At 57.9% G+C, this 16,231-nt stretch carries 11 protein-coding genes; all 11 read right to left on the bottom strand.

Annotated features, from left to right (window positions below):
- Positions 1-275: 275 nt before the first annotated feature.
- The 11 genes from WLO31_RS00760 to dppB all read right to left on the bottom strand — a co-directional run bounded on the left by WLO31_RS00760 (position 276) and on the right by dppB (position 16,156).
- On the bottom strand, positions 276-1,268 hold the full coding sequence (locus WLO31_RS00760; protein WP_435928597.1) for a glycosyl hydrolase family 8: 993 nt from the start codon (positions 1,266-1,268) through the stop codon (positions 276-278).
- 10 nt (positions 1,269-1,278) lie between these two features.
- Complete coding sequence (gene bcsD, locus WLO31_RS00755; protein ID WP_435928596.1) at positions 1,279-1,746, bottom strand: cellulose biosynthesis protein BcsD; 468 nt, start codon at positions 1,744-1,746, stop codon at positions 1,279-1,281.
- Entirely contained in the window at positions 1,746-5,567 is a 3,822-nt protein-coding gene (locus WLO31_RS00750) for a cellulose synthase subunit BcsC-related outer membrane protein (RefSeq protein ID WP_435928595.1), read from the bottom strand. Before WLO31_RS00750 ends, bcsD begins: the two co-directional genes overlap by 1 nt.
- A 13-nt stretch (positions 5,568-5,580) precedes the next feature.
- Positions 5,581-7,857: a cellulose biosynthesis cyclic di-GMP-binding regulatory protein BcsB gene (bcsB, locus tag WLO31_RS00745; RefSeq protein WP_435930695.1), complete on the bottom strand. Its 2,277-nt coding sequence runs from the start codon at positions 7,855-7,857 to the stop codon at positions 5,581-5,583.
- Between the two features lie 53 nt (positions 7,858-7,910).
- Positions 7,911-10,031, bottom strand: a complete 2,121-nt coding sequence (gene bcsA, locus WLO31_RS00740) for a UDP-forming cellulose synthase catalytic subunit (RefSeq protein WP_435928594.1) — start codon at positions 10,029-10,031, stop codon at positions 7,911-7,913.
- Between the two features lie 19 nt (positions 10,032-10,050).
- Positions 10,051-10,857: a cellulose biosynthesis protein BcsQ gene (bcsQ, locus tag WLO31_RS00735; RefSeq protein ID WP_435928593.1), complete on the bottom strand. Its 807-nt coding sequence runs from the start codon at positions 10,855-10,857 to the stop codon at positions 10,051-10,053.
- The gene (bcsO, locus tag WLO31_RS00730; RefSeq protein WP_435928592.1) at positions 10,848-11,414 is read right to left on the bottom strand and encodes a cellulose biosynthesis protein BcsO; all 567 of its coding nucleotides are present in this window, start codon (positions 11,412-11,414) and stop codon (positions 10,848-10,850) included. Before bcsO ends, bcsQ begins: the two co-directional genes overlap by 10 nt.
- An 813-nt stretch (positions 11,415-12,227) precedes the next feature.
- Positions 12,228-13,235, bottom strand: a complete 1,008-nt coding sequence (gene dppF / locus WLO31_RS00725) for a dipeptide ABC transporter ATP-binding subunit DppF (protein ID WP_435928590.1) — start codon at positions 13,233-13,235, stop codon at positions 12,228-12,230.
- Complete coding sequence (dppD, locus tag WLO31_RS00720; protein ID WP_435928589.1) at positions 13,222-14,214, bottom strand: dipeptide ABC transporter ATP-binding protein; 993 nt, start codon at positions 14,212-14,214, stop codon at positions 13,222-13,224. Before dppD ends, dppF begins: the two co-directional genes overlap by 14 nt.
- Before the next feature lie 10 nt (positions 14,215-14,224).
- Positions 14,225-15,127, bottom strand: a complete 903-nt coding sequence (gene dppC / locus WLO31_RS00715; protein ID WP_435928588.1) for a dipeptide ABC transporter permease DppC — start codon at positions 15,125-15,127, stop codon at positions 14,225-14,227.
- Between the two features lie 9 nt (positions 15,128-15,136).
- Positions 15,137-16,156 (bottom strand): dipeptide ABC transporter permease DppB, encoded by a 1,020-nt coding sequence (gene dppB / locus WLO31_RS00710; RefSeq protein ID WP_271124050.1) that lies wholly within the window; start codon positions 16,154-16,156, stop codon positions 15,137-15,139.
- Between the last annotated feature and the right edge of the window lie 75 nt (positions 16,157-16,231).

Raw genomic sequence — 16,231 nt, 5'->3', positions numbered from 1 at the left:
ACTCTGAATAATTCGCATAGCTGGCAGGCGGCAAGCTCATGAATTCCCGAGTGCTTACTTAAGTAAGGGGCGGGAATAAGTGAGTGCAGGCAGCTTACCAGCAGCTCGAAGTATGACGAGTATAAGCATAATCTTATGCGGGCTGAGTATACTGCATTGTTGATGGTTTAAGGCAGCGCTGCGCGGGAGAATAGGGAAAATCTGCATCTTCACGGTTCGCCCGGCGCTTATCCGCAGCGAGCTTTCTGGTTGGGGGCTTGCGCCCCCGAATGAGACTAGCGAGCCAGTTCCACCAGCATCTTGAGGCTTGCGGAATAATAGTCTTCCTGGGAGGTGATTTGCGGTTCGCCCGCGGGTAAATCTCCCACGATCAGGTCGCGTACCGCCAGCAAACCACCGTCCATCATGTAAGAAGCGGGATCGTTGGTAGCAACGTTGACCCAGGCAGGCGTCTGGGTGCGCGAGAAACCTCCCCACCAGGCTTTATAGGGCTCCAGCAGCGGGCTTGTCGGACTGAACCATTTCACGTAGAGCGGCACGCGAATGGCATCATAGCTAAAACGCGCAGGCCACTCTTTAGCCGGTACGACGTGCCCGTCTGCATACAGCGAAACCCAGTCAGCCGGGAGCTGCGCGTTGCCAAAGCGCATTTTCCCCAGCAGCTTTTGCCCGTCGTTAATCAGATCCTGCCAGACCGCTAAATGGCTGCGGTTGGCGAAGTCCTGCCAGGCCGGAAAGACAAAATAGGAGGGGTTAAGATTCACGTAGCTGTTAAGGTTAAAGCCCTTCGCGCCCGGCAGCATGACGCGGTAGCCGCCAAAGTTAACGACGTTGTGTTCCACCAGCGCTTTAACAATGCTATCCGAAGCTTTCAGATAGCCGTCGTCATGCCAGGCGTTGCCCGCTTTAAGCAGCGCCCAGGCGATAAAGGTGTCGCCATCCGTCGCGTTGTTTTTATCGGTAACCGGATCCGCTGCCGCCGGGTTATAGCGCCAGTAAAACAGGCCGTTATCCGGGTTTCGCAGATTTTTTTCCGTCCAGCGCCAGATGCGATCGAAGCCGGAACGGTCGTTATTCATCACCGCCATCATCATGGCGAACCCCTGGCCTTCGGTATGGCTGACGCTGTTATTGCCGGTGTCGATAATACGGCCGTCCGCCATCAAAAACCGGCTTTTGTAGCTCTCCCACGCCTGGCCCGCCAACGCCTGCTGGCTGATAACCAATGCGATTATCGCCACCATCAGCACTTTGCATCGCTGCCACATTCGTCCACCTCTACCTGCTGTTTTGATATCTGAAATGCACCACCGTGGCCGATGGCGACGCCTCACGCCACAGGGAAACATGCGGCTTACCGCCCTGGTCGCGCAGCCAGCGCGCATAAAGCCCCTCCAGCACGGCGCTAAACGCGCTGTTCCAGGCAGCCTGCCGCGCTTCTTCTGCGGGAACGGGGAGCGCCATATGGCGGATCTGCATCGCCGTTTCGCTGGCCTCAATATCAATATAGCCCCAGTTGAAGGCGGCAAGCTGAACATTTATCTGCGCTTCGAGCTCGCCCACCGTGCGCGCGAGCGTTAACGGAAAGCGCGCGCCCAGCGTCTCGCCCATCTGCACCAGGAAAGGACGGCTTTGCGCCTCGCCGACGTTAGTCACCATGCCGTCGATCATGATGTGAATGAGCGAGAACCAGCCCGGCTGCGCCTGCTGGTTCTGGAAGTAGTTCAGAAGCTGTTGGTCATTCATTATTTATTCCCCAGCAGGTAACGGAAGTAGAGCTGCGCGGTACTTTCGTTGTAATCGCCAAAGGTGTCGTAACCCACCCGGCCGCCCATGGTCATATCTTTGTTAATTTTGTAGTCCGCTGACGCGCGCAGATTGTAGCCGAGGCCGTTTTCACTGCCGCCGCTGTAATACGCCTCTTTGGCGAAGCCTTTTTTATAATTATTTTCAAGCTGTTTTTGCAATTCCGCATCGCCCGGGAAGTACGGACTTTCGTCCTGAGTGTAGGACTGATAGCCCAGAGATGCGCCCACGCCCAGCTGCCAGCTGTCGAACTTCTGGCTGTAATCCACCGGGAAGGAGACGCTGACGTAATCCTGCGGGCTGAAGTAGCCGCCCTGACCGTAGCTGAAGTAGCTGAGGTTTTTAGAGAAATTCATGTAGCTCATGCTGATGCCGGTCTTCAGCTCGCGGTCATCTGAGTGGAACGGACGCAGATAGACGCCCGCCGATCCATTCACGTTGCTGTTGCTCGGCACGTTTTCGCCCAGGTAGTTATACAGCCCGAACCCGGCATAGAACCCGGCGTCGCCGTTGTCGTAGCTGAGCTGCGCGCTGCCGCCGTTTTTCGTGACCTGGCCCCATTTTTTGCCGCTGTATTTGTCTTCAACGCCGACATAAGACAGCAGGCTGTCCATCACGGCGCGACGCTCGCCGGTCAATATCAGCTTGAGGTAATCCGTCAGCTGCGGCGACCACTGAATGCCGCCCACGACGGTATTGAGATCCGCGCCCAGCGGCGTGGAGCCTACGTCAAGCTTGTACTGGTCGCCGGTCAGCGCCATGCCCACCTCCACGCCGGAAGCGTGTTGCGAGCCCTGGGACGGGCCGGGATTAATTTGGCCAGGATATTTAGAGCCAGGCTCTTGACGTAGCGCACCCCGACCAAAGCGAGCGTTTGCATCCCCGGATGAGCTTCCCGCGTTCAGGCTGACCGGCGTGACGTTGATATCAAAGCGCGAATCGCCAAACGGCACGGTGGACCATTGCAGCGGCGATTTAATTTCAGTCAGCTTGCTCAGGCCGCTTTCGCCGTCGCGTCCGCGCACGGAAACGGCGCCGCGCGCCCAGGTGGCGGTTTTGTCGGTTAGCTGCTCCATCATATTGTCCACCTGACGCAGCGTGCCGGCCTGCACGCTTTCTACAGGCAGATCGGTACGCGTTGTGCCAGGAGGAGCGGTCTGCGGATTGCGCGTCAGCTGCGCTTCCTGCCACGGCATCGCCTCGCCGTACAGCGAGGCGGAGGCTGGCTGAGCACTACGGCTGGACGTTCCCACAAACGGATTATCCGCCAGCGCCAGGCCGCCGAGCATCGGCGCCGTCTCGCCCCCCGAATCCTGCAGGCCAAGCAGCTTGCCGCGGGCGGTGCGCAGATAGCTCATCGCCTGCTGATGGTTGCCTTCGGCTTCCGAGACGCGCGCCAGCAGCAGCAAACGCTGCGGCGTGTCGTCGTTGCGTAGTCCGGCCGTCAGCTGCTTCGCCTTATCCACATCTTTGCTGGCTAAGGCTACGTCGATAGCGCCTGCGCGGGCGTCCTGCTCCGGCGTATCGCGCGTCATCAGGTAGTCATAAACCACGCCCGCTTCTTTATTCATTTTGCCGGACTGATACAGGCGCGCCATGGCGAACATCAGGTCGGTGTTCTGCGGATCGCTCTGCATCGCGCGGATCAGCTTGTCATAAGCCGCCGCGTAGTTGCCCTGGGTACGAAGCTGATCGGCTTCGTTGATGACATAGCCGTTGCGAATGCTCGCCAGCTGGGTCGTCGTGCTGCGCGATTGCAGTTCAGGATTAGCGAGCCACGCCTGCGCTTCACGTCCCAGGCCCGCCTGGTTAAGCACGCTAACCTGATCGGCATAATCACCGGCGTTACCCTGCACGCCACGGCGCATGTTGTCCCGCACGATGCTGACGGCGGTACTCACATCGCCGCTTTGCGCCAGCATGCGCGCCAGTTTCCCGGCGTCTGCCGGGCTTTGCGGTGGACGCGTAGCCAGCGCTTTAAGCGTATTCGCCGCAGCGGTTGTATCGCCCTGCGCCAGATAGCGTTCGGCAACCGCCATTTGCAGGTTGTAGTTCACGCGACGTGACAGCTCGCGCATATCGCTATTCTGGCCGGCGGCCGGAATGCGCGACAGCAGCGTTTGCGACTGCTGCCAGGCATTATTTTCGCTGGCGAAAAGGGCTGCGGCATATAGCTCGGTGTTGCTCGCATTGCTGCGGAACGACGGAGCCATGACGTTCGCCGCTTCGGCGCTGCGCCCCTGTTTTTGTAGCTGACGGGCCAGATCCAGACGCAGCCACGGATCGGACGGATACCGGGCCACGCCCTGCTGCAGGATAGCAATCGCACGCTGCGGATCGCCGTTTGCCGCCGCCTGCTGCGCCTGGCGGCGAACCGGATCGGCAGGATTGCCGCCCTCCAGGCGTGGCGCAAGTTTCGCCTGCAGGCTGGCCGGCAGCGTCTGCAGCATCGCCTGGGCCTCCGCCGTTTTGTTCTCATCGCGAAGCACGTAGTAGAGGTTTTCACGCGCGGAAGCGTTATTCGGCTGGTCGTTCAGCACGCTACGCAGCGTCTGCTCTGCGGCGGTGTAATCCTTGTTGTGACGCTGCACGTCAGCGCGGAACAGTTTGGCAGACGTTCCCCGCTCGCCGCTTTGCTGCGCCAGCGGAGCACTTAACGCCAGCGCCTGGCTGACGTTGCCTTGTTTAAAGGCCGCCTGCGCGCCGGCAAGCTGGCCGTAGAATTCAGCGTCGGCTGCCTGCTGTTTACGCGCATCCGAATCTGCTCCGCCCAGGCTTGCCGCCCGGTTCAGGTACTGCGCTCCTGCGGCATAATCTCCTTTACGCAGAGCGACATAGCCCATCCCGGCCAGCGCATCGGCGTCTTCCGGGTTGGTCTGCAATACCTGCTCAAACTGGCTGCGCGCCGCGTCGGTATTGCCGCTGTTAAGGGCGTTGAAGCCTTCGCCTTTCGCCGTTCCGCCAATGCTTTTACGGAAATAGTCCTGTACGACGGTGTCTTTCGGGTGACGCTGCAAAAAGGTCTGATAATACTGCTCGTCGCCCGCCTGCGGCCCCAGCCACAGCAGCGCCTGGCGCAGGGACTTATCCGCCTCCTGGCTGCCGCTCGCCATACTCTGCAGCAAATCGATGCCTTCACGGCGCGTGCTTTCCTGGTAAGTCAGCACTTTACCGAGCGCAATACGTGCGCTGTTATCCTGGGGATATTGCGCGGTGAGCCGACGCAGTTCGGCAACGGCCTGCGGATAGAGGGATTTTTCCCCGGCCATCGTCAGATAGTATTCCGGCGCAAGGCTCGGCGGCGGCTGGTCGCCGTTAAACAGCGTTCGCCAGGTTGCCAGCGCGGCCGGAACGTTGCCGCTGCGCGCCTGCTGACGGGCCAGATCCAGCTGCCCACGCGGCACCTGCTGCAACTGCTTCGCGTTATCCAGCGCCTGTAAATTGCTGTCCTGCGGGGAAACCGACGTCAGCCTTTCACGCCACTGCGCCGCGCCTTTAATATCGCCTGCCTGCTGCGACCACAGCGCCATCAGATACAAAGCCTGAGTATTGTTGGCATCCACCATCAGGACCTTTTTCAGCGACTCCATCGCCAGATCGTCGTGAGACTTTTCATGCCAGTAATTAGCCTGGTCGAACAAAGCTTTTAACGCCGGATTGTTAGTTTCCGCCGCCTGAGCGCCGTTAAAGGCCCCCATCGCCAGCCCGCCAACCAGGCAGAGCGTGGACAGATTGCTGGCGGTTTTATTCTTATGGTTCATTTTGCTACCACCTTTACTCACGATCGGATCCCTGCGGGTTAAGACGTTTGCGCGCACGCTGCTTCAGCAGAACGTAGAGGCTCAAACCAATAATCGTCGCAAACAGCAGGCCAAAGATCGCCAGCATCGCCGAATGCTGGTTGGCGTACCACACCACCATCATGTACCAGGGCATCTGGCCGCTCGGGAACTGCGGGCCAACGCGGAAGCTGCGCACGCCGTTTTCATTGGTGATGATGGCGGCATCGCCGCGAATGCCCGCGTTGATGCGCGCCGAACTAAGATCGCTATGCAGACGGGAAAGCTGTTCATCGTTGCTGCCAATCGCCATCACCACCAGGCGCGACGGGTTCCACTGCGAGCGGAAGCTCACGAAGCCGCGCCAGGCTTCATTTGAGGAGAAATAACGGTCGGCATCCACGCCCGACGCGCTCCAGTCACCCTCCAGCCAGCGCTGGACTTTTTCCCACGTCGTGGGCTCGCGCACGCCAAAGGTATGCTCGTTGCTGGTAAATGAAGACTGAGCCAGCAGCGCGCGGTTAAACGCGCTTTGCTCCAGCGTGGAAACCGCCAGCACATCGCTTTTGCTGAGATACAACAGGTTCGCCCCGCCGGAAGGAAGGCCAAACATCACCCGGTTATTATTCAACGCGGTGCCGGTGGCATTCCCTGAGCGGGCAGCCAGATCCAGCAGGGTGCTGATTTCACTTTCGCTCGGGTTTTCAGGCAGCAGCAGAACGGTTTGCGAGAAGTCCGCCAGGCGTGTGAACGGGAACGAGGCCCCCACGAAGTAGGAGAGGTTCGGCAGCAGCGCAAAGTGCTGCGTTTTGCTCAGATCGATCCACGAATCGTCGTCGATACGGCTCTTGATATTGTTGTTGAGCAGCACGCTGCACGGCGCGTTTTCTTTGGTTTCGATCCTGAAGTAGAGCGCCAGCTGGTTGTCGCCATATATCAGGTAGGGCTCAAGCGGCATGTGGTAGGTTTCCTGGCGTGCGTCGCCGCCCACTTTATGCCACAGCGTTTCCAGCGCGCCCTGCTTGTTGACCGGCAGGTTGTGCAGGAAGGTGCCGTTGAAGGTCATCGACAGATAAGAACGATCTTCATCGATCCAGGGCTCCGACGGGAAGCGGTAGTTGATCTTCAGCGGAATGGTATCGCCGTCCCACATAAAGAGATCGGGCGCGGCGCGGAACGCCAGACGCAGAGAGTCATGCCAGATGCCGGTAGCGGTCAGGCTTTGATCTGTGCGCAACAGCTCGCTCAGGCGTACCGGACGTTCCGTGGAGATCCAGCGCGGCGCGTCGTAGGGCTTGCTGACCGGAATAGTCTGCGGCTCAACCGGCAAGCTTGAGGTCGGCGTTTTGAACTGGCCGCGGGTCAGGCGCCAGGCGGCGCTGCGCAGCTGTCGATCGTTATTCCCGACCACCAGCAACAGTTTATAAACCGGGTTGCCCGGGTTATCGATAATTTTCAGCATGGCGCCCTGGCTTGCCGGCAGCGTTAAGCCGCCGATGCTCTCGCCCGGTTTGCCGAACAGGATGCCGTTTTTCTCCGGCAGCCTGTCATGGAGCGCATTAAAGAAGATGCCGCGATAATCGGCCTGGATGCCCAGCCAGGAGGCGATCTGCGCCGCCGCCCCTACCTGCTCCGGCAGGGTTTTCGCCGGGAAGGCAAAGGCCATGGTAGCCGGGGTCATCTGCATCTCGTCAAAGAACGGACGCGGGAAATGGCGCAAATCAGCCCCGATATTGAGCTGCTGGGCTTCCAGATCCAGCCGGGTTGTCGGCATGATGGTGACCTGATACTTATCCGACAGGTCTCGCTGACAGAGCAGCGCGTCGCCATCGTTAATCTTGAAGCTGATATTATTGCGCGACACCACCATCGCCGCCGGGATTTCCAACTGGTAGGTAGAGACGTTGCTGTCCGCCGAGCCCAGCGGCACCGTGCCGAGCGGCTGGCCGTTGAGCATCAGCTGTAGCGTCGTGTTACGCGCCGCCATCGCCGGGGAAACTTTCAGATTCAGTACCAGCTGCGCGTTGGTAACCACCTGGTCCGCCGACAGGGTAAAGTCGATACCGCCCTGTAGCTGGCCCCCGCTTAACACCACGCCCTGAGGCTGCCCCATCTGCGCGACGGTAACGCTGCTGACGTTGCCGGGCGTGAAGACCGAAGGCGTAAGCGCGGCAGGCGCGGTATCCGCAGCCGGCAAGGGTTCAGTTGGCGGCGGTAAATCCACCGGCAGAACTGGCTCTACGTTCGTCGGCTCTTGTGCCATAACCGGCATCGCCAGGACGCTAAAAGCCAGGAGCAGCTGGCAGGCTTTACGGAACATCCATTTCATACTGCGCTGTCCTCGTTGGCGTTATCCATGCGACGGGCTGCTTCCTGGCGTCGGCGGCGATTTTCACGGCGCGATTTCCAGGTCAGCCAGAAAAGATCGAACACGCTGCGGATGATGGTCAACAACGAGCGGAACGGGTTGTCCTGCGGTTTTGGCGGATGGATCCACGCATCGGCACGGGCCAGCACCACGCGCACCAGTTCACGGCGGCGGTCGAGCGGGATTTCTTCAAACATCAGACGGATAGATTTGTCGTCGCTGGCGATAACTTTAACCGGAATACCGATCGCGCCGGACTGCAACTGCAGCTCAACCTCTTCTATTTCGTCGTTCAGGTGGCGCTCGTCTACTACCGCGATGCGGCAGCCGCCCATCGACAAATCAAGCGTATGGCTGCGCGAGGAGATGCCGCTGGCGTAGTGGATCACGACCGGCACGCTAACGTCGATACGAATGGTTTTGCGCGTCTGACGGGTTTCGCGCGCCACGGCAATTGCCGCCAGCAGGAAAATCAGGCTGTAGACGCCCCAGCCCACGTTCAGGGCGATAACCCGCGGGTCGACGCCAAAGTAGTCATGGGCGCAGGCGCGTACAATCCCGGCAATTACCCCGGCGGCAAGCAGCACCGCGATGACGATATGCGGACGCACGATGCTGAAATCAAAATAGCCCATGTCCAGCAGAGCGCCTTTATCCGTTACGTTAAACTTGCCGCGTTTCGGGAAAATAAGCGTAATGAGGGTCGGCAGGATCAGGTGGAACGCCAGCACCAGGTCGTAGATTTCGCCCCAGAAACTGTAGCGGAACCGGCCATTTAGCCGCGAGCTCAGGTAGATACACAGGAACAGGTGCGGCAGCATGTAGGCGAATATCAGACTCGCCGATGAGTGGATGATGTTCAGGTTAAACAGCAGATAGGCCAGCGGCGCCGTCAGAAAGGCCACGCGCGGCAAGGCAAACTGGAACGAGAGCATGGCGTTGAGATAGCACAGCCGCTGCTGCCATTTCAGGCCGCGACCGAAAAGGGGGTTATCCAGACGCATGATTTGGGTCATGCCGCGCGCCCAGCGGGTACGCTGAATCACGTGCAGCACCAGGCGTTCGGTGGCGAGGCCTGCCGCCAGCGGGATATCCAGATAGGCGGATTTCCAGCCCAGACGCTGCATTTTCAGCGCGGTATGGGCATCTTCAGTCACGGTTTCAACGGCAAAGCCGCCGATCTCTTCCAGCGCGCTGCGACGGATAACCGCACAGGAACCGCAGAAGAAGGTCGCGTTCCAGTTGTCGTTACCGCGCTGAATTTGTCCGTAGAAAAGCTGGCCTTCATTAGGGATGTTGCGTCCGACGGAGAGGTTGCGCTCAAACGGATCCGGCGAATAGAAGTAGTGCGGCGTCTGCATTAATGCCAGCTTCGGGTCAACCAGGAACGCGCCTACGGTCGCCTGCAGGAAGATACGTGTCGCCACGTGGTCGCAGTCGAACACGCAAATAAGCTCGCCTTTGGTCAGCTTCATGGCGTGGTTGAGGTTACCCGCCTTGGCGTGCGAGTGTTCGTTACGCGTGATATAACCCACGCCTACTTTTGCGGCAAACACCGCGAATTCACTGCGCTTACCGTCATCCAGTAAATAGATTCTGAGCTTATCGGCAGGATAATCAAGGCACTGGGCAGCCAGCACGGTATCACGCACCACTTCCAGGCTTTCGTTATACGTCGGAATATAGACATCGACGGTTGGCCATTTCGAGGTGTCATCGGGCAGCGGCACAATCGTGCGCTTAAGCGGGAAGATATTTTGCAGGTAGCTCAACATTATGACTATCCAGATGTAGAGCTCTGCTAAAAAAAGCCCGATACCCAGAATGGCTTCTATTTCAGAATTAAAGTGCAGGGTCTGCGTCGCACGGAAATAGATATAGCGCGTGGACATTAAAACGGCCACCACTATCATAATGACGGAAATGCTGTGCTTTTTGCTAAAGCCTGACAGGAACAAAACGCCAAGGGTGATTAAACCAAAAATATACTGCTTCTGGCTGTCCATAGGCGTAATGACGATCAGGACCGCTATTGGCGCTAATACCAACAGGAGTAAATAAAAAAGGGCCTTTTTCATAGGACTTCCTGAAATGGGGTCAGAAATTAGACGTTCTCAGACCGGCATGTACCGCACCGTCACCGATTTTTATTCCCAGAATGCTCGCCACGCGTTTACTCACCAGTTCAATATCAAAAGCGGCGGCTGACGCAGCGTTAAAATCAAATATCGACTGCTGCGAGGCGTTAGCTTCAGCAACGCTTTCATCCCGGTTAATAATGCCAAGCAGGCGATCGCCGAGACGCTGCTGCATAAAAGCGGTGACGTCACGGCTGATATGACGACGACTATCGCTTTGGTTTAACAGGAAATAATATCCGGCTTTGTGGTTCAGCGGCTCGCCGCCCGTCAGCCGATGGTTTTCGATATGCGGCAGAAGCGACAGCGAAGCGGTATCCGCAAGCAGGGTCACCAGATGCAGATCGGCCAGCTGAGACATCGCCTTCAGCGCGGGGTTTGGCCCCGGCGGGAAGTCGGCCAGAATCACCAGCCCGGGATAGTTAAGCAGGGCGCTTAATCCTCGCGTCAGAAAGTGGCTGTCGTTGGTAAGACGCTGTTCGAAATCAAGGCGTTGCTCTTCGGTGACGTCGCCATAGGGCAGCACAAACATATTGCTGCCCGCGGTGAGCACGGACTGGCTCCAGTCGGCAGACTCGCTGGCGCGGGCAACAAAGCCGCGACCATCGGACAAAGGTACGCCAAAATGCAGGCGCAGCGCGTTTTGTACGTCAAAATCAATGGCCAGCACTTTGCTGCCGGAACGTGCCAGGGCGTACGCCAGGTTGGCGGTAACCGTGGTTTTTCCTACTCCACCTTTTGGCGAGCAAACACAAACTAGCGGCATGAAGCGATCATCTCCAACAGCGGTTGTAATGGGAGGTCTTTGGCAGGATGGTTTGTCGTCGTTGCCCCTTTGGCCGCAAACAGCTGTTCAAAGCGCACAGGTTCAGCTTTTGTCGGCGCAACAGACTGCTTCACGGGTTCCGGAGCGGGAACCGGCGCAGCAGGGACAACAGCCGCGGGAGCAGGAGCAAGCTGTTCAAACAGAGAAATCGCTGCGGCTTTCTCTTCAGGAAGCGGTAATGCTGCGGCTTTTTCTACCGTTCTGGCCGCAGCCGGGCCGTCAGCAACAGAGGATTGCGCCGCCGGGGCAATATGCTGTGCAGGGGCCGGGTTAGCAAAAGCGGCGTCAAACTCACCGGGTTTGACCGCCTGCGGCACAGGCACAGCAATGCTGCCGGCCTGCGCCAGAACCGAATCATCCTCGTTCCCGGCGAGCTGTTTGATAATCGCCCAGCTACTCGGATTAACGCGTTGATTTTGCGCCGACATATCCTTGAACCCAATGGCGCCCGTGCGTGTCTTGTCCTTGAAACGCTGCAAATCATCATAACTTTTCATTTCAATGCTCATGATTTACAAGTAAATATTTTTCACCTGGCCGTTACTTTATTGTGGCCAGGTATTTCTGGAAATTAGAGTTTTGTCTGCGGCAGCGGCATACATACAAACGCCACGCAGCCTGTTTCATTTGCGTGGCGTGATAATGACAATGTTTATTATTATTTCCGCAACGTGCACGGCGGGTTATTCGTAATATGATATCGGCAGCCTGAACCGTAGCTCCATCTTTTTTTCTTATTCAGTTCTATATAAGCATAAAGTATTAGCCCGTCAAGGCTGTAGTACCTAATTTCGCCTGCCATAATGCAAATAACCCTATTTTACGCTGTGCGCCGCCGTAAAAAAGACGAAAGCACAAAGATTTATTTTGCGCGGGAAATTAACATTTTTCCTGCGAAATATATTTGTATGATTATTTAGAGGAAAAATATACCCGGCGGTTGCGCAATATTACAGGCCGGGAGATGCAGGAGCGACGCTTTGAAGGGAGCCGGAGGGTTAAATTAATAACCTTTTCAAACCTGGATCTGAATTTTGTAGGTTGGATAAGCACGAGCGCCATCCAACGTTTGCGGCGGGTGGCGCTCGTGCTTACCCGCCCTACAAATAAAAATTCGCCTTCATAGAAGGCGGCATTGATTGCGCCCTGGAAGGGCGTACCAAAACCCTTAAAAAGAAGTCTCTGCCAGTCCTGTGAAATGTAAATCCAAAAACAGTAAGGCAGAGCCAGAACCTGTTGATGACCACGCCCACAAGACTTGATTTTCAGTTAGCGATAAAAAAGCCGGGAGCATTTCCCGGCTTTATGTTTTAACGAATTTCTTGGTTCTCGTCCTGATCGACGGCAAAACAGGCCACCAGCTGGCCGCCGTACTCTTTAAGCTGCGGCTGTAGCTGCGTGCACGGCCCAAAGCGGCGACGGCAGCGGGCGTTGAACGCGCAGCCCGGAGGCGGACTCAGCGGGCTTGGCAGCTCGCCGGTGAGCTTGATGCGTTCTCTTCGATCGTCCGGGTTCAGGCGCGGCGTGGCGGATAACAGCGCCTGCGTGTACGGATGGCGCGGGTTGGAGAAGATCTGGTCTTTGGTGCCCTTCTCCACGCAGCGGCCCAGATACATCACCATCACTTCGTCAGCGATGTGTTCCACCACCGACAGGTCGTGAGAGATAAACACATAGGACAGCCCCATCTCCTGCTGCAAATCCATCATCAGGTTCAGCACCTGCGCGCGCACGGAGACGTCCAGCGCGGAAACGGGTTCGTCCGCAATCACCGCATCCGGATCTAACATCAAACCTCGGGCGATGGCGATACGCTGACGCTGGCCGCCGGAGAACATATGCGGATAGCGGTCGTAATGTTCGGTTTTCAGGCCGACTTTCGCCATCATCGCCAGCGCTTTTTCACGCCGTTCGGCTTTGCTCAGATTGCTGTTGATTTGCAGCGGCTCCTCCAGGATTTGCCCCACTTTTTTACGCGGGTTCAGGGAGCCGTACGGGTTCTGAAACACGATCTGGATTTTCTGGCGACGCAGTTTTTCCGAGGTTTCATCAGGCTTGAGCAAATCCTGGCCCTGATAGTACAGCTCGCCGCCGGTCGGGATTTCGATCATCGTCAGCAGGCGGCCAAGGGTGGATTTCCCGCAGCCGGACTCGCCTACAACCGCCAGCGTTTTGCCGCGTTCAAGCTCAAACGACACGCCGTCCAGCGCCTTAACAAGACGTTCCTGGCCGAAAATACCCTTCTTCACCGGGTAGTGTTTTTTCAGGTCGATGGCCTGCAACAGCGGCTGTTGGGCGGTGGCCTTATCGGTAATCATAGGTTGGCCTCCCGGCATCATCGAGTGGGTAGTGACATTTAGACTGGCGGCCATTATCCACCAGATTCAGGTCCGGCTCATCAACGCGGCACTTATCCGTGGCATACGGGCAGCGCGGATTGAGCAGGCAGCCGTTCGGGCGATCGTACTTGCCCGGCACCACGCCCGGCAGCGACGCCAGGCGAGCTTTGTCCTGCGCAAACTCCGGCAGCGCGCGCAGCAGCGCCTGAGTGTACGGGTGGCGCGGCGCGCGGAAAATATCTTTCGCTTCGCCGGTTTCCACCACCTGGCCTGCATACATCACGATAATTTTATGGGCCGCCTCAGCCACCAGCGCAAGATCGTGGGTGATGAGGATCAGCGCCATGTTCTCTTTTTGCTGCAGCTCCAGCAACAGCTCGATGATTTGCGCCTGGATGGTGACATCCAGCGCGGTGGTCGGTTCGTCGGCAATCAGCAGCTTAGGACGACAGGCGATCGCCATCGCAATCATCACACGCTGGCTCATGCCGCCGGAAAGCTGGTGCGGATAAACGTCCAGACGCGATGCCGCATCGGGAATGCCCACCAGGTTCAGCAGGTCGATCGCGCGCTGGCGACGGGTTTTCTTGTTGCCGCCCTGATGCACTTTGATCGCTTCCATAATCTGGAAACCGACGGTGTAGCACGGGTTGAGGCTGGTCATCGGGTCCTGGAAGATCATCGCCACTTCGGCGCCTACCAGGTTGCGACGTTCTTTCTCAGAAATCTTCTGCAGGTCCTGGCCATTGAACGCCAGCTTCTCCGCCATCACGCGGCCCGGATAATCAATCAGCCCCATGATCGCCAGCGAGCTGACGGATTTACCGGAGCCGGATTCGCCGACGATACCGACGACCTCACCCTGCTTAACGCTGTAACTTATGCGGTCTACGGCACGGAACGGTGTCCCTTCGTCGCCGAAGTGCACCGATAATTTATCTACATTTAATAACGCCATCTCGAACCTCTTACTGCTTCAGTTTAGGATCGAGCGCGTCACGCAGCCCGTCACCCATCAGGTTAAATGCCAGCACCGTCAGCAGGATTGCGACACCCGGGAAGGTGACGACCCACCAGGCGCTTTGCGCGAACTGCAACACGTCGGAGAGCATGGTGCCCCATTCCGGTGTTGGCGGCTGCGCACCCATGCCAAGGAAGCCAAGGGCGGCCATATCGAGAATGGCGTTAGAGAAGCCAAGAGAGGCCTGCACGATAAGCGGTGCAAGGCAGTTCGGTAAAATGTTGATGAACATCTGGCGCATGGCGCTTGCGCCCGCCACGCGGGAAGCGGTTACGTAGTCGCGGTTAACTTCCACCAGCACCGCACCGCGCGTGAGTCGCACATAGTGCGGCAGCGCGACAAACGTCAGAGCAAGCGAGGCGTTAACAATCGACGGCCCGAAGATGGCTACCAGCACCAGAGCCAGCAGCAGACTTGGCAGCGCCAGCATGATGTCGACGATGCGCATAATGATATTGTCGACAACGCCGCCGAAGTAACCGGCCACCAGGCCGAGCACCACGCCCATAATCAACGACAGCACCACGACCAGACAGCCCACCAGCAGCGACAGGCGCGCGCCGTACATAAGGCGGGCCATGATATCGCGGCCTACGTCATCGGTGCCCAGCAGAAACTGCCAGCTCCCGCCTTCCTGCCAGACCGGCGGGCGCAGCAGCGCGTCGCGGAACTGTTCCGCCGGACCGTGCGGCGCGAGGACGTTGGCGAAGATGGCGATCAAAATCATCGCCGTGACGTACACAAGGCCGATAACCGCACCTTTGTTACGTTTGAAGTAGTGCCAGAACTCCTGGAACGGCGTCATTGGTTTTGGCGCCGCCACTACTTTTTGTTCAGTTAATTGCGTCATGATGGCCCCTTATTTCTTATGGCGTATACGCGGGTTCACCACGCCGTACAGTAGATCGACAAGCAGGTTAACGAGGATAATCATCGTCGCTACCAGCAATACGCCGCCCTGTACTACCGGGTAGTCACGACGCTGAAGCGCATCGATAAGCCAGCGGCCAAGGCCCGGCCAGGAGAAGATGGTTTCCGTCAGGATCGCGCCGGCAAGCAGCGTACCGACCTGCAGGCCGATAACCGTCACTACCGGCAGCATGGCGTTGCGCAGGGCATGAACCACGATAACGCGCATACGCGTCAGGCCTTTAGCACGCGCGGTACGGATGTAATCTTCGCCAAGCACTTCAAGCATGGCAGAACGCGTCATACGCACGATAACCGCCAGCGGAATGGTGCCGAGCACCACGGCAGGCAGGACCATATGGGCAAGCGCGTCGATAAAGTCGCCCTGCTCGCCCCAGATAGCGGTGTCTATCAGCATAAAGCCGGTGAGCGGCATGGTGTCGTCGAGGAACACCGTATCGCTGACGCGCCCGGAAACCGGAGTCAGGTTCCAGTACACCGAAACCAGCATGATCAGCATCATGCCCCACCAGAAGATAGGCATCGAGTAGCCTGTCAGCGCCAGGCCAACGGACGTGTGATCGAAGATAGAACCGCGCTTAACGGCGGCCAGCACGCCAACCGGGATACCCACGGCAACGGCGAAAATCATGGCGCACACGCCGAGTTCCATCGTCGCTTTAAAGCGCGGCACGAACTCATCCCAGACAGGGAGGCGGCTTTTTAACGAAATGCCTAAATCGCCGTGCATTACGCCCCATATGTAATGGAGGTACTGCTGCCACATCGGCTTGTCGAGGCCGAGTTCGGCCAGCAGCTGGGCATGACGTTCAGGAGAGATGCCACGCTCGCCGGCCATGATCATCACCGGGTCACCGGGGATCATATGCACGAAGGCGAAGGTGAGTAGGGTAATACCGATAAACGTGGGGATAACTAGTCCCAGACGTCGGAGGATGAACTGCAACATATCCCGGATTCTCTGTAATGACGGAAGGCCTGGTGACTCGCCGTCTGTATTGCTCACAAATCTTTCCCTCTCCGC

This window comes from Dryocola sharpae, assembly GCF_051307055.1.
Classification (GTDB): Bacteria; Pseudomonadota; Gammaproteobacteria; order Enterobacterales; family Enterobacteriaceae; genus Dryocola.
The sequence above is the reverse complement of the archived record's forward strand: the minus strand, read 5'-3'. Positions and strand labels throughout refer to the sequence as shown.